General features: G+C 61.9%; 9 protein-coding genes and 1 tRNA gene. All 10 read left to right on the top strand.

Annotation, left to right across the window (positions count from 1 at the left end):
* Positions 1–239: 239 nt before the first annotated feature.
* The 10 genes from gdhA (at position 240) to ABHR75_RS06035 (ending at position 15,178) form a co-directional block, all read left to right on the top strand.
* Complete coding sequence (gdhA, locus tag ABHR75_RS06080) at positions 240–1,595, top strand: NADP-specific glutamate dehydrogenase (protein WP_022095186.1); 1,356 nt, start codon at positions 240–242, stop codon at positions 1,593–1,595.
* A gap of 242 nt (positions 1,596–1,837) precedes the next feature.
* Complete coding sequence (locus ABHR75_RS06075; RefSeq protein ID WP_346963882.1) at positions 1,838–2,740, top strand: FAD binding domain-containing protein; 903 nt, start codon at positions 1,838–1,840, stop codon at positions 2,738–2,740.
* Positions 2,740–5,571, top strand: coding sequence for a molybdopterin-dependent oxidoreductase (locus ABHR75_RS06070; protein WP_346963881.1), 2,832 nt, complete (start codon positions 2,740–2,742; stop codon positions 5,569–5,571). The genes ABHR75_RS06075 and ABHR75_RS06070 overlap by 1 nt, the downstream gene beginning before the upstream one ends.
* Before the next feature lie 140 nt (positions 5,572–5,711).
* A tRNA-Leu gene (locus ABHR75_RS06065) sits at positions 5,712–5,795 on the top strand.
* 88 nt (positions 5,796–5,883) lie between these two features.
* Positions 5,884–7,185 carry a trigger factor gene (tig, locus tag ABHR75_RS06060; protein WP_346963880.1) on the top strand — a complete coding sequence of 434 codons (1,302 nt, stop codon included), beginning with the start codon at positions 5,884–5,886 and terminating at the stop codon, positions 7,183–7,185.
* 164 nt (positions 7,186–7,349) lie between these two features.
* Positions 7,350–7,970 (top strand): ATP-dependent Clp protease proteolytic subunit, encoded by a 621-nt coding sequence (locus tag ABHR75_RS06055; RefSeq protein ID WP_022095182.1) that lies wholly within the window; start codon positions 7,350–7,352, stop codon positions 7,968–7,970.
* Between the two features lies 1 nt (position 7,971).
* A complete protein-coding gene (gene clpX / locus ABHR75_RS06050) occupies positions 7,972–9,378 on the top strand; it encodes an ATP-dependent Clp protease ATP-binding subunit ClpX (protein ID WP_346963879.1) in 1,407 nt (468 codons plus the stop codon).
* A 285-nt stretch (positions 9,379–9,663) separates the two neighbouring features.
* Positions 9,664–12,360, top strand: coding sequence for a valine--tRNA ligase (locus tag ABHR75_RS06045; protein ID WP_346963878.1), 2,697 nt, complete (start codon positions 9,664–9,666; stop codon positions 12,358–12,360).
* 281 nt (positions 12,361–12,641) lie between these two features.
* Positions 12,642–13,985 carry a bifunctional folylpolyglutamate synthase/dihydrofolate synthase gene (locus tag ABHR75_RS06040; protein ID WP_195232014.1) on the top strand — a complete coding sequence of 448 codons (1,344 nt, stop codon included), beginning with the start codon at positions 12,642–12,644 and terminating at the stop codon, positions 13,983–13,985.
* 233 nt (positions 13,986–14,218) lie between these two features.
* The gene (locus tag ABHR75_RS06035) at positions 14,219–15,178 is read left to right on the top strand and encodes an Ig-like domain-containing protein (RefSeq protein ID WP_346963877.1); all 960 of its coding nucleotides are present in this window, start codon (positions 14,219–14,221) and stop codon (positions 15,176–15,178) included.
* Positions 15,179–15,244 lie beyond the last annotated feature (66 nt).

Here is a 15,244-nt window from a genome sequence, read left to right as displayed (position 1 = left end):
CCACAAAGGTGCCCAATGTGGTGGTTTGGAACATGTGGACGAAACAGCTTCGAAACACGCGATTTGCGCGTTGGGCACTCAAAAACGCTTCTACCTGCATCGTAATCAAAACGAAACATCTGCTCGTCGGCTTATGCGAAACTTCGCTGCAACAGTGCGATATTATCCATACTCGATAAAGCTCGCGGCGCATGGGGCGCCTCGAACGACACTTTTCTTTTCCATCAATTGGAGGAAGCATGAGCTACACGCAGAAAGTTCTCGAAGAGCTCAAGGCCCGCTATCCCGAGCAGCCTGAGTTCATCCAGGCCGCGACCGAGATTCTCGGCACCATCCAGCCGGCGCTCGACGCCCATCCCGAGTACGAGGAGGCCGCCCTGCTTGAGCGCCTCGTCGAGCCCGAGCGGATCGTCATGTTCCGTGTCCCCTGGGTCGACGACCAGGGCAAGGTTCAGGTCAACCGCGGTTACCGCGTCGAGTTCAACTCTGCCATTGGACCCTACAAGGGCGGCCTGCGCTTTAACCCGACGGTCACTCTGGGTATGCTCAAGTTCCTGGGCCTGGAGCAAATCCTCAAGAACAGCCTGACCACCCTTCCCATGGGCGGCGGCAAGGGCGGCTCCGACTTTGACCCCAAGGGCAAGTCCAACAACGAGATCATGCACTTCTGCCAGTCCTTCATGACCGAGCTCTATCGCCACATTGGCCCCAACACCGACGTTCCCGCCGGCGACCTGGGCGTTGGCGGCCGCGAGGTTGCCTACCTGTTCGGTCAGTACAAGCGCCTGACCAACGAGTGGACCGGCGTCCTTACCGGCAAGGGCCTCTCCTTTGGCGGCTCGCTCGCCCGTACCGAGGCCACCGGTTACGGTCTGGCCTACTTTGTGGACGAGTACCTCAAGAGCCGCGGCGACTCCTTCGAGGGCAAGAACGTCGTCGTTCACGGCTCCGGTAACGTCGCCATCTACGCGGTCCAGAAGGTCTCCCAGCTCGGCGGCAAGGTGCTGGCCTGCTCCGACACCCATGGCTGGGTCGAGGATCCCGACGGCATCGACTACACCGTGCTCGAGCATGTCTACAACAAGAAGCGCTCCGGCCACGACAAGGGTGTCACGCTCGCTATGTACGTTGACGAGAAGCCCAACGCCGTGTGGCACGAGGGCGACGGCCGCGGCGTGTGGCAGCTGCCCTGCGACATCGCGCTGCCCTGCGCTCGCGAGAACACGCTGCTGCTCGAGGACGCCCAGGCGCTCGTCGCCAACGGCTGCAAGGTGGTCGGCGAGGGCGCGAACATGCCCACGACCATCGAGGCCACGACCTACTTCCAGGAGAACGGCGTCGCCTTTATGCCCGGTAAGGCTGCTAACGCCGGTGGCGTGCTCGTGTCCGGCCTTGAGATGAGCCAGAACGCTGAGCACCTGTCCTGGACCTTCGAGGAGGTCGACGGCAAGCTCGAGCAGCTCATGCGTGGCATGTTCCACAACGTGGACGACACCGCCAAGGAGTATGGCCAGGAGGGCAACTTTGTCATGGGCGCCAACATCGCTGGCTTCCTGAAGGTCGCCGACGCCATGCTCGCCCAGGGCGTCTGCTAAATCTTCGCTCGATATAGCATGTGATGAGGCTCCCAGCCATTCCGGCTGGGAGCCTTTTCTATCCCGGAGGACTCCTCATAACTTGCGGTGATATACGGACTGTTAAGCGTCCCAGAACGGCTAATCAGTCCGTATATCACCGCAAGTTATGGATGGGTGGGTGGATTTTGTCCTAAAACGGTGTGCGGCCCCTCGTTTGGTACACTTAAAAGTACTGGACAAGTGGAGAGATGGGGGAGAACGTGCTCAAGTTCGGTACCTACGTCCGTGTTGGAAACGCGGCCGAAGCCTATGAGCTCTTGCAGAAGAACCGCAACAACAAGATTGTGGGCGGTGGCATTTGGATGCGCCTGGGTTCGCGTCGCGTGGCGACGGCGATTGACCTTTCGGCCTGCGGGCTCGATCAGATCGAGGAGACCGAGACCGAGTTTCGCATCGGTGCCATGTGCACCCTGCGCCAGCTCGAGCGCCATGCCGAGCTCAACGTGCTCGTCAACCATGTCTTTGAGTTCGCCGTTCACGATATCGTGGGCGTGCAGCTGCGTAACACCGCCACGGTGGGCGGCAGCATCTACGGTCGCTTTGGCTTCTCGGACGTGCTCTCGGCCTTTTTGGCGCTCGATTCCTATGTTGAGCTGACGGGCGCCGGCCGCGTGCCGCTCGCCGAGTTCGTCGACATGGGTTACGTGCGCGACGTGATCGAGCACATCGTGGTCGTTAAACACGACTACCGTGCGAGCTACGAGGCCGTGCGCAAGGCTGCGACCGACTTCCCCTCGCTCAACGTCACCGCCGCCTGGTGGGACAACACCTGGCACGTCACCGTGGGTGCTCGCCCGCTGCGCGCGACCCTGCTGCAGGGCGAGGCGTGCGGTCTGGTGAACGAGCAGCCTTCCGAGGACGAGCTGCGCGCCTTGGCCGCATCCGTGCGTGCCCTGAGCTACGGCGCCAACATGTGGGGCTCGGCCGACTACCGCCGCCGCATCTCGGCTCCGCTAGCGATTCAGGCCGTGCGCCGCGCCGCCGGCATCGAGCTTTCGGCCGCGCTTGCCCGCGAGTTCGAGGGCGTGCAGATTCCTAAGTTTGCCACGGACGAGTATTCCTGCCGCCGCGTGCCCGGCGTCGATTCTAGCGAGGTGCGCTAATGGCTGCCAAACTCATCGATCTTTCCTTTACGCTCAACGGCCGTAAGGTCAAGGTTCAGATTGCCCCCGACACCATGCTCTTTGCGCTGCTGCGTGAGCAGGGCTGCGCGTCGGTGCGCTGCGCCTGCGAGACCACCAACTGTGGCCTGTGCACGGTGTGGCTCGACGGCGACCCGGTGCTGAGCTGCTCGGTTCCCGCCGCGCGTGTCGAGGGCCACACCGTCACCACGCTCGAGGGCCTCAAGGCCGAGTCCGAGGCGCTCGCCCGTGCGATGGCTGCCGAAGGCGCTGAGCAGTGCGGTTTTTGCGCCCCCGGCCTCATCATGAACGTGCTGGCGCTTGCCCGCGCCGCCAAGGAGGACCCGAGCCTCGTTGCCACGCGCGAGGAGCTCTCGCGCCAGCTCGCCGGCAATCTCTGCCGCTGCAGCGGCTACGAGAGCCAGCTGCGCGCTATCGTGCGCTTCCTCAACGAGTCCGGCGTGCAGGTTGGCTTTGAGATGCCCGAGCTGCCGGTCAACGACACCAGCTGTGACGGTGTCTCCTACAAGCAGATCACCCACAAGCAGCCCAAGAAGGATTCGAAGGCCTTGCTCGAGGGCCGTCCTGTCTACACGGGCGACATGGTGCCCGCCGGCGCGCTCATCGTTAAGCTCAAGCGCAGCCCGTATGCCCGCGCCAAGATCCGCTCCATCGATACGTCGCGCGCCCTGAAGGTGCCCGGCGTCGTGGGCGTCTACACCTATGAGGACGTGCCCAAGCGCCGCTTTACCATCGCCGGCCAGAGCTATCCGCAGCCGAGTCCTTACGACCGCTTGATTCTCGAGAACCTCGTCCGTTACCAAAACGAGGAGGTGGCGATCGTCGCCGCCGAGACTGAGGAGGCTGCCGACAAGGCGCTCAAGCTCATCAAGGTTGACTATGAGGTGCTCGAGCCGCTGCTCGACTTTACCCAGGCACTCGATAACGACATCGTGGTCCACCCCGAGGGCGACGTGACCTTTATGTTCCCGCAGGGCGGCGACGTGTCCCGCAACCTGGTGTGCAGCGGTACCAGCGATTTTGGCAACCTTGACAAGGCGTTCGCCCAGAGCGACATCGTGTTCACCCGCACCTACACCAGCCAGGCCACGCAAACCGCGCCCATGGAAACCTTCCGCGCCTTCGCGACGACCGACGCGTTTGGGCGTATCTCGGTGACCACCTCCACGCAGGTGCCCTTCCACGTGCGCCGCATGGTCGCGCAGTCGCTCGATATCCCGCAGTCGCAGGTGCAGGTCATTAAGCCGCGCATCGGCGGCGGCTTTGGCTCCAAGCAGACGGGCTGCTGCGAGATCTTCGTGGCGTTCGTGACCCAGCAGACTGGTCGTCCGAGCTACTGCTGCTACACCCGCGAGGAGACCATCACCGCGGGCAACTCGCGACATCAGATGCAGATGACCGTCAAGTTGGGCGCCATGAACGACGGCACCATCACGGCCATCGACCTACATACGCTGTCCAACGCCGGCGCCTATGGCGAGCATGCCACCACGACGATCGGCCTCTCGGGCCACAAGAGCCTGCCCATCTACAACCATGTGAAGGCGAGCCGCTTTAGATGGGACGCCGTCTATACCAATACCAACCGCGGCGGCGCGTATCGCGGCTACGGTGCTACCCAGGGCCAGTTTGCCGTGGAGAGCGCCGTCAACGAGCTCGCCGACATGCTGCACATGGATCCCGCCGACTTGCGCCTTAAGAACATCGTGCGCGAGGGCGAGATCATGTCGCAGTACTACAACGAGAAGCTCAACGCCTGCGCACTCGACCGCTGCCTGCTGCGCGCGATGGACATGATCGGTTGGCGCGACAAGCCGCTGGCCGTCGACCTGGGCGACCGCGTGCGCGCCCTGGGCTGCGCGCTCACCATGCAGGGCTCGGGCATTTCCAACGTGGATATCGCCGGCATCGACATGCGCCTGGAGGAAGATGGCTTCATTACCATCGGCACCGGCGCCACCGATAACGGCATGGGCGTCGACACGATCCTGGCGCAGATTGCCGCCGAGGAGCTGGGCGTGGAGAGTTCGCTGATCGTGGTGCGCGGCGTGGACACCGACGTGTCGCCGTTCGACGCCGGCTCGTACGCGAGCTCGGGCACGTACGTGACGGGCCTGGCAGCCAAGAACGCCGCGACCGAGCTGCGCGAGAAGATCTGCGCCAAGGCCGCCCAGATGTGGGACGTGGACGCCGCCGACGTGGTCTTCGATGGCCAGTACGTGCGCCTGTCCGACGAACGTGCCGCGCGCGAGCAGAACCGCTACCTCACGCTGCGCGACTTTGCCAACCTGTGCGTAAAGAACATCGCGGGCGGCGACGCGCTCACCTCGCATGCCTCTGCCTGCTTGCCCGTTTCGCCCCCGCCGTTTATGGCCGGCATTGCCGAGGTCGAGGTCGACAAGGCCACCGGCAAGGTGACCGTGGTGGACTACGTGGCGGCTGTGGACTGCGGCACCGTTATCAACGAGGCGCTCGCGCGCGTCCAGGCCGAGGGCGGCATTGCCCAGGGTATCGGCCACGCGCTCTACGAGATTGTCGAGCACGATGACCGCGGCCGCCTGCGCACCGGCAACTTTATGAGCTACAAGCTGCCCACGCGCCTGGATATCGGCAGCATTCGCGTGGCCTTTGAGCCGAGCTACGAGCCGACGGGCCCGTTTGGCGCCAAGTCGATCGGCGAGGTCGTCATCAACACGCCGCTCGCCGCAGTAGCCTCGGCCGTGGCGCACGCCACCGGCCATCAGGTTCGCTCACTGCCCATCACGCCCGAGAAGGCCCTGCTGGGGGAGTAGCGGGTCGGCGAACAAGTCGTAATTGGCGGGGCGGGGCAACTCGTCCCGCCTTTTGCACTCGTGGTGAGGTCGTGAGCTTGTAAAAGGTGTGCGTGCGCTTGCCGTTCGTATCTGCTATCATTCCTAGTCTGTGCGCTCATGCGGGCGTGGCGGAATTGGTAGACGCGCCAGATTTAGGTTCTGGTGGGATTCCCGTGAAGGTTCGAGTCCTTTCGCCCGCACCAACGCATCTGCGTCGGCTTCGGCCGTCGCGACTCTTTGTTGCATAAAGGTACCAGCACCTCAGATAAGCTGGGCAGTATGAGGAGGAACGTGTTGAACATCACCGCTTCTGACGTCAAGGACGCCAAGCTCACCGCTACGGTCACCATCCCGGCCGCCGACGTCGACGCCGCGATCAAGAAGGCTTACAAGGACACCGCCAAGAAGTACCGCTTCCCGGGCTTCCGTGCCGGCAAGGCCCCCCGTCCGGTCATCGACTCCGCTCTTGGTGCCGAGGCTACCCTCGCTCAGGCCACCAACGACCTGATCGCCGCCAACGAGCCCGCCGTCCTCAACGAGCTGGACATCGTCCCCACCAAGAACGGTGACTACAAGGAGCTCGACCTCGCCAAGGATCACGAGGACTACACCTACACTGTCGAGTTCTCCCTGCGTCCTGCTGCTGAGCTCTCCTCCTTCGACGCCGTCGAGATCGAGATGCCTCCTGCGGGGGTCACCGAGTCCGAGATTAACAACCAGGTCGAGATGCTCCTCAACTACCGTGCCACCTTCGAGGACGTCGAGGGTCGCGCCGTCGAGGCCGAGGACTACGTCACCGTCGATCTCAAGGCCGTTGAGAACGCCGACAACTTCGCCGCCGAGGGCCGCATGCTCATCGCCGGTAGCGACAGCAACCCCAAGGAGTTCAACGAGGCCCTGATCGGCGCTAACGTTGACGACGTCAAGACCGTCACCTGGACCGACGAGGTCGAGGAGGGCGAGGAGGCCGAGACCCACACCGTCGAGGTCACCGTCAAGGGCATCAAGGTCCGCAACACCCCCGAGCTCACCGATGAGCTCGTCAAGTCCGACTTTGGCTTTGACAGCATCGACGCCATGCGCGACGCCATCAAGATCGAGATCGAGCAGGACAAGGCTTCCCGCCTGCCGGCCGAGAAGGAGAACCGTTGCGTCTCCGCTCTCGCCGAGCGCCTGCAGCTCGACGAGATGGATGCTGACTACGAGCAGTCCGTCTTTGAGGAGCTTGGCCAGAACTTCCTGTCCAACCTCGCTGCCCGCGGCATGACGCTGGACACCTGGCTGCCCGCTTCCGGCCTAACCATGGAGCAGTTCATCGGCGACCTGCACAAGCAGGCCAACGACGTTGCCCGTGAGTCCCTGGCTCTCGACGCCCTCGCCCGTGAGCTCAAGATTGAGGTCACCGAGGACGACGTCAACGCCGAGTTCGAGAAGGCCGGCGTCAAGGACGTCGAGGCTTCCAAGGCCGAGTTCATCGCCGATGGCCGCATGCCTGCCGTCCGCGAGTCCATCCGTCGCTCCAAGGCCGTTGACCACCTGGTCGAGAACGCCAAGGTGACCGAGGTCGACGAGACCGCCAAGGACGCCGAGTAATTCTCGCCACCTTGCCCGCGAGCGCATGCGTGCGCCCGTGATGGGGTAAAGTTATACACCGGTTATCCGGTTGCTTCGTACGGTGCCAGCCAATGCATAGCATGCGGGCACCGTACGTTTATCTAGAACCACTATTGGTCCGCAAGAGAGAAATGGAGATGCGTATGATCGCTAAGTTCGATTCCGCCCTCGTGCCATACGTTATCGAGCAGACGCCGCGCGGCGAGCGCAGCTACGATATCTATTCGCGCCTGCTCAACGACCGCATCATCTTCTTGGGCGAGGAGATCAACTCCGTCAGCGCCAACCTGGTCGTTGCCCAGCTGCTGCATCTTGAGAGCCAGGATGCCGAGAAGGATATCTCGCTCTACATCAATTCGCCCGGTGGCGAGGTCTACTCCGGCCTGGCGATTCTTGACACCATGAACTTCATTAAGCCGCAGGTCTCCACCATTTGCGTCGGTATGGCCGCGTCTATGGCCGCTGTGCTGCTTTCGGCCGGCGCCAAGGGCAAGCGCTTCTGCCTGCCGCACTCCAAGGTCATGATTCACCAGCCCAGCGGCGGTGCCCAGGGTCAGCAGACCGAGATTGAGATCGTTGCCGAGGAGATCAAGAAGACCCGTCGCGAGCTCAACCAGATCCTGTCCGACGCCTCGGGCCAGCCCATCGAGAAGGTCCAGGCCGATACCGAGCGCGACAACTACCTGACCGCTGCCGAGGCCCTCGACTACGGCTTGATTGACCGTATCGTCACCTCGCGCGATCTCGCCGCGAAGGATGCCTAGGATGGCAGGAAACATGCAGGACAACTTTGACGAGAACGGCAACCCTATCCGCTGCTCCTTCTGCGGAAAAGAGCAGGGCCAGGTCCGTCGCCTCGTAAAGGGCCCGACCAACATCTTTATCTGTGACGAGTGCGTCGCCGCTTGCTCCGAGATTCTGGAGGAGTCGCTGGCTTCGGACTTTATGGACGCTGCCCGCAACGGCAAGCTGCCAGGCTTCCTCAACGACCACGGCCAGGCTGCTGGGCAGCCCGCCGTGGACCCCGAGACCGAGGGCTTTGAGCTCGAGGACGACCGCCAGGTCATCACGCACGTGCCGACGCCGCACGAGATCTATGACGAGCTTTCGGCCTATGTTATGGGTCAGGAGGACGCCAAGCGCGCCATGTCGGTGGCCGTGTATAACCACTATCGCCGCGTGATTGAGGGCGGCGCTGCGGTGTCTGCCTTTGATGACGACATGGGCTCGCAGTTCGATGACGATATGGACGAGGTGGAGCTCGCCAAGTCCAACATTTTGCTGCTCGGTCCCACCGGTACCGGCAAGACCCTGCTCGCCCAGACGCTTGCGCGCATCCTCGAGGTGCCGTTTGCCATCGCCGATGCCACCGCGCTCACCGAGGCCGGTTATGTGGGCGAGGACGTGGAGAACATCCTGCTCAAGCTCATCAATGCTGCCGATGGCGACATTGAGCGCGCGCAGGTGGGCATCATCTATGTCGATGAGATCGACAAGATTGCCCGCAAGGCCGAGAACCTCTCCATCACTCGCGATGTTTCGGGCGAGGGTGTTCAGCAGGCGCTGCTTAAGATTCTTGAGGGCACGGTGGCAAGCGTTCCGCCCACCGGCGGCCGCAAGCATCCCCAGCAGGAGCTGCTGCAGATTGACACGACCAACATCCTGTTCATCTGCGGCGGTGCCTTTGTGGGTCTGGACAAGATCATCGCCGATCGCGTGGGCAACAAGGGTGTGGGCTTTAACTCCGAGATCGCCGGCCCCACCTCGGTCGACGAGAACGACCTGCTGCGCCAGGTGCTTCCGCAGGACCTCAATGCCTTTGGCATGATTCCCGAGTTTGTGGGACGTACGCCCGTCGTCACCCAGACGCAGGCGCTCGACGAGGATGACCTGGTGTCGATCCTGACCGAGCCCAAGAACGCCGTGGTGCGTCAATACCGTAAGATGTTCCAGCTCGAGGACGTTGAGCTTGAGTTTGAGGATGCCGCCCTGCACGAGATCGCCCGCATGGCGCTCGCCCGCAAGACCGGCGCCCGCGGCCTGCGCTCCATCTGCGAGGACGTGCTGCAGCAGACGATGTTCGACCTCCCCAGCGAGGATGGCGTTTCCAAGGTCGTCGTGACCGAAGCCGCCGTAAAGGGCGAAGAGCAGCCCCAACGCATCTACGGCTAAAACCTGTCAAAACGTTTTGTCGATAGCCTCCGACCATCCGCGGTCGGAGGCTATTTTATATATACGCAATAACCCCAACTACCTGTGTTATTCTGTGTGTTTGTTTAAGCATCAGCGAAGTCGTATCAGACTGAAGTAATCGATACCTAAGGGGAGGAATGTAGGCCCGATTTTCGTAGATTCCGCACGAGCCGAAGAACACTTAATGTGGTCTTCGAGCGAGCCCAGGACCTGACCGAGCGAAAATCGGGCCTACATTCCTCCCCGGCGGGACGGGAGAGATATATGGAAGAGATGCCCAAGAATTACGATCCGTCGACCAACGAGCCGGCGATCCTGCAGAAGTGGCTCGACGGCGGCTACTACAAGCGCCGCGAGGGCGTGGGCGACTGCACCGTCACCATTCCGCCTCCCAACGTTACTGGTAAGCTCCACATGGGTCACGCCACCGACGACTCTATTCAGGACGCCATCGTCCGTATGGCCCGCATGCGCGGCAAGTCCACGCGTTGGGTGCTCGGCACCGATCACGCCGGTATCGCCACGCAGACCAAGGTCGATAAGAAGCTCAAGAGCGAGGGCATCAGCCGCCTGGAGATCGGTCGCGATAAGTTTGTCGACGCTTGCTGGGATTGGACCCACGAGTACGGCGGCATCATCGTCGAGCAGATTAAGCGCATGGGCTGCTCCGTCGACTTCGATAACGAGCGCTTTACCATGGACGAGGATTACGCGCAGGCTGTGCGCAAGGTCTTCTGCGACTGGTACCACGACGGCCTGATCTACCGCGGCAAGCGTATCGTCAACTGGTGCCCCAACTGCACCACCGCCATCTCGGACGACGAGGCCGAGTATAAGGATGAGAAAGGCCACCTGTGGCACCTGCGCTACCCGCTGACCGAGCCGGTCAACGGCCAGGACTACATCGTCGTCGCCACCACGCGCCCCGAGACCATGCTCGGCGACACGGGCGTCGCCGTCTCCCCGAAGGACCCCGAGAAGGCCGCCTTTGTGGGTAAGACCGTCAAGCTCCCCATCGTCAACCGCGAGATCCCCATCTTTGAGGATTGGCATGTCGACGCCAACTTTGGCTCCGGCTTCGTCAAGGTCACCCCGGCCCACGACCCCAACGACTACGCCATGGGTCAGGCCCACGACCTGCCGCAGATCAACATTTTCGACGAGCACGCGGTGGTCGTCGAGGGCTATGGCGAGTTCACCGGCATGAACCGCGACGAGTGCCGCGAGGCCGTCATCAAGTGGTTCGAGGAGCACGACCTGCTCGATCACGTCGAGGACCTCGATCACTCCGTCATGCACTGCTACCGCTGCGACGCCGCGCTTGAGCCGTGGCTGTCCGAGCAGTGGTTCGTGGCCGTTGACAAGCTCAAGGGGCCGGCGCTCGACGCCGTCAACTCCGGCAAGGTCACCTTCCACCCCGCGCGCTGGACGCAGACCTACACCACCTGGATGGAGAACCTCAAGGACTGGTGCATCAGCCGCCAGCTGTGGTGGGGCCACCGCATCCCCGTGTTCTACTGCGAGGATTGCGGCTGGGAGGACGCTCTTACCGTGGACACCGACGTGTGCCCCAAGTGCGGCGGCCATCACGTGCATCAGGACGAGAACGTGCTGGACACCTGGTTCAGCTCGCAGCTGTGGACCTTCGCCACGCAGGGCTGGCCGCAAAAGCCGGAGCTGCTCGAGGGCCATCACCCCACGACGGCGCTCGTCACCGCGCGCGACATCATCGCGCTGTGGGTCGCCCGCATGGTCATGAGCTCGCTGTACTTCCTGGACGAGGTGCCGTTTAAGGACGTCGTCATCTACCCGACGATTCTGGCCAAGGACGGCAGCCGCATGTCCAAGTCCAAGGGCAACGGCGTTGACCCCATGGACCTCATTGGCATGTACGGCGCCGACGCCATGCGCTTCAACTTGCTCACGCTGTGCACCAACAATCAGGACGTCAAGTTCGACGCGAACATCGACAAGAAGACCAAGAAGCTTATCGACAGCCCGCGTACCGACCAGGCCAAGAGCTTTGTCACCAAGATCTGGAACGCCAGCCGCTTCCTGCTCATGAACATGGAGGGCTACACGCCCGGCGAGCCCGTCGTTGAGACGCCGGCCGACGCTTGGATGTTCAGCCGCCTGGCCAAGGCCGTCAAGATGGTCACCGAGGGTATTGAGAACTACACCTTTGGCGACATGGCTCGCGGCGTGCAGCAGTTCTTCTGGAACGAGGTCTGCGACTGGTACGTCGAGGTCACCAAGGCCCGCCTGAAGGGCGAGGGCCGTCTGCAGGCTCAGCGCAACCTGATCTTTGTGCTCGATACCTCCATTCGCCTGATGCACCCGCTCATGCCGTTTGTCACCGAGGAGATCTGGGACAACATGCCGGCGAGCGTGCTCGACCTGGATGCCGAGGGTAACGTTGACCGCGCCGAGGCGCTCATGATTGCCAAGTGGCCCGAGCCCGCCGACTACGCTAAGTATGTTGACGAGGACGCCGAGCGCGCGTTTGAGCTGTGCCGCGCCGTCGTTTCCGCCGCCCGTGCCACGCGTTCGCGTTATCGCTTGAGCCCCAAGGCCGAACTCGACGTGGTCGTGCGCGCCGGTGCCGAGGATATCGAGAAGCTCGAGAGCCTGCGTTCGACCATTGAGCCGCTGGCCAACACCGCTTCTCTGGTCATGGGTACCGATGTTGAGAAGCCGGCCGCGAGCATCGCCGTGGTCGACAGCGGCGTTGAGGTCTTTGTGGTGCTCGAGGGCAAGGTCGACCTTTCGGCCGAGAAGGCACGCCTGGAGAAGGAGATCGCCGCTGCGCAGAAGGAGCTTGCCGGCTGCGAGAAGACGCTGGCCAACGAGGGCTTTGTGGCCAAGGCCGCGCCCGCGGTGGTCCAGAAGAAGAGGGACCGTGCAGCTGAGCTCAAGGAGATCTTGGCGGCGCTGACTGCTCAGGTTGCAGACTTCTCGTAGTTCTTACTGAGGGGCGCGTCCCGACGCTTTGCTCGCTACTGCGGACAGTCCTGCGCAAGACGGACAGCACATTAAGTGCTGTCCTTTGCGTGCGGAACTTGTATCGAGCAAAGCGTCGGGCCGCTCCTAGTTCGTTTACGTGGTTGTCTGCGCCCGGAATGTTAGGGCCACTGGGTTGTGGCCTTGAGGTCGCTGCAAAGCGGTGTTTGGCTGATTTTTTGAACGCGAGGGGCTCATTCTTTTTGGTGGGCCTCTTTTTCTGTTATGGGGGACTTTGAGTTATGGCTAAGCGTTCTGGGTCGTATGTCGTTCCTTTCTCGTTTGAGTTGCTTTCGTTTGGTGAGGCTGTGGGGCTTGCTGCTGATACGGGGCGGATTTCTGGGGATGCTGGTCCTCTGCTTGAGACGGTTGTCGATATGCTCGATGAGCTGGGGCGTCCGGACGAGTATTTCGATTGCATTCAGGTTGCCGGTACTAATGGCAAGACTTCGACCACGCGTTTTTCGGCTGCTATTCTTCGCGGAGAGGGGCTCAAGACCGCGCTGTATACGTCGCCTCAGCTGGTGCGCTATCCCGAGCGCATGGAGGTTGACGGGCGCGTTGTGAGCGATGAGGCGTTTGCCCGTGGCGTTTCGGCCGCTGTTGAGGCGGGGCATCGAGTGAATGCCCGTCGTGTGGCGGCGGGGGAGCGCGCCTATACCATCACGCCGTTTGACCTGCTGACGGCTGCTGCACTGGTGGTGTTTGCCGAGGCTTGCGTGGACGTGGCCGTGCTTGAGGTCGGCATGGGCGGACGCTGGGATGCTACGAGTGCGACCGATCCTGTCGCCGTGGCCATTACAGGCATTGGGCTCGATCACACACGTATTTTGGGCGATACGCTCGAGGCCATTGCGGGGGAGAAGGCTGCGGTCATTAAGCCCGGACGCCTGGTTGTGCTGGGCGAGGGCACGCATGAGGCGAGCGTTCAGCGCGTGATGGATGCCCGTTGTCGAGAGTGCGGCATTGTGCCGCTCGTGGTGAGGCATGCCACGACTAAGGTGCCGGTGCATGTGGGCGACACGGTTGAGTTTAGCTGCACCACGCCACGTGCGATCTATACGTCGAGCATGGTCAAGCCGGCCTATCAGCCGCAGAATGCCGCGTGCGCGATTATGCTTTGCGAGGGGTATCTGGGTCGCGAGCTCGACCACGATGCGCTGGATGCATCGCTTATGGGTTGCCCCACACCGGGTCGTTTTGACGTGCTGGGGACCGATCCGCTTAAGCTGATTGACGCCTGTCATAACCCCCAGAGCTGCGAGAACTTTGTGAGCGCGCTGGACGAGATTGATCCGTGCGTGGAGAATCGCCCCACGCTGCTGTGCGCCGCGCTGGCCGACAAGGACGTGGCGGGCATCGTCGACGTGCTGATCCCGGCTTTCCCGCGCGTGGTCGTGACCCAGACCGATTCCGATCGCGCCCTGCCGGCGGAGGAGCTCGCCGCACTTGTGGACGCTGACAAGCTTGTTGGCGTGTACCCCAGCGTGTCCGAGGCCCTCGCGGCCTTCGATGCCGCAGACGAGCCTTTCGTAGCTGCCGGCACCATCACCCTAGCCGGCGAAGTAGCCGGTCTGCTCCGCTAACCCATCCCCTCATCAGTTGCGGTGAAATACGGACTGTTTTACAAGCCAGAGGCCTCAAACAGTCCGTATATCACCGCAACTCAAATTAGCTGCCCTGGGGTGCCCGTTTACGAAGCCATTTATGCCGCTTAACCTGTAGCATATTGCAAACCTCCATCGGCGAAGGATACGCTCAACTTAACTTGCCAATCGGACCAGTGCTGTTTGGTCCGTTGAGCGTGTCGGGAGGAAACATGAACAGAAGGCATGTCAACGCGGCCATTACCGCGGGTTTGGCTCTGACGATGACGGTCGGCTCGGTGCCGCCGCAGGCGTTCGCCGAGATGATGCAGGGTGATACTACCCAAGTCGTTGCCGAGCAAAGCGATGCGACGGGTGCGGCTGCCACGTCTGCGGACACCGGTCAGGCAACCTCGCAAGACCAGAGTGAAGACAAGATCGCCTCTTTTGCCAGCCTGAACGAGCTACATGTTGCCGAGGGATCCGACGCCACGCTGCCCCAAACTGTAACGGCAACCTACGAGAGCGGTACCACCAAGCAGGAAAACGTCATCTGGAAGCTGAACGGCGCCGATGCTCCGGCAACCTTGGCGCAGCTGCCTGCCGGCTCGTATGAGTTTGAGGGTACCGTCGGCGGCACCACGCAGACGGTCAAGCAGCGCGTGGTTGTCGAAGCTGTTACGGCGGACCCGGCAGTGGTAGATCCGGCGGCAGTAAACGCCCCTGATGTCACAGAGACGAGCAACGAAAGTGGCATTACGGTCGAGTCGATCGACGCCAACCCGATTCTGGAAAAATATGTCGGTGCCGATTACTACGGCCAGATCCAATCTTCGAGCGTTAAGGTAAAGCTGTCGGATGGCACCGAGACCTCGGCGTATGTTGATTGGGACGAAAAGTCGCAGACGGCATTTGATACGGCGACGGAGGAATCCGAAGTCCCCATTACCGGACAGATTACCGGCGTTAGCGTGAACAACAACTGGATCACGCTCGCGGAGCCGTACGAAGTGAGCGGTGTACTTAAGGTGTACGTTCCCCGTTCAACCAGTAATGGCTCATGGGTATGGACTGCAGCTGGTATTGCTCCCGCGCTTCCGTCCAGCATTTCGGTCAATTATTCAAATGGTCAATCTTATACATGCCCTGTTGAGTGGAATGAGATCTCGGCTGATCAGTACCAGACGATATGAGCAGGACATAAAAACATTGAGAGCCCCTGCTGCATGAAAGACCGCGGATTAGGCCGACAATGGTGA

Source organism: Collinsella aerofaciens (assembly GCF_039752955.1).
In the GTDB taxonomy this organism is placed as follows: domain Bacteria; phylum Actinomycetota; class Coriobacteriia; order Coriobacteriales; family Coriobacteriaceae; genus Collinsella; species Collinsella aerofaciens_BI.
This window is presented reverse-complemented; position numbering and strand designations above follow the sequence as displayed.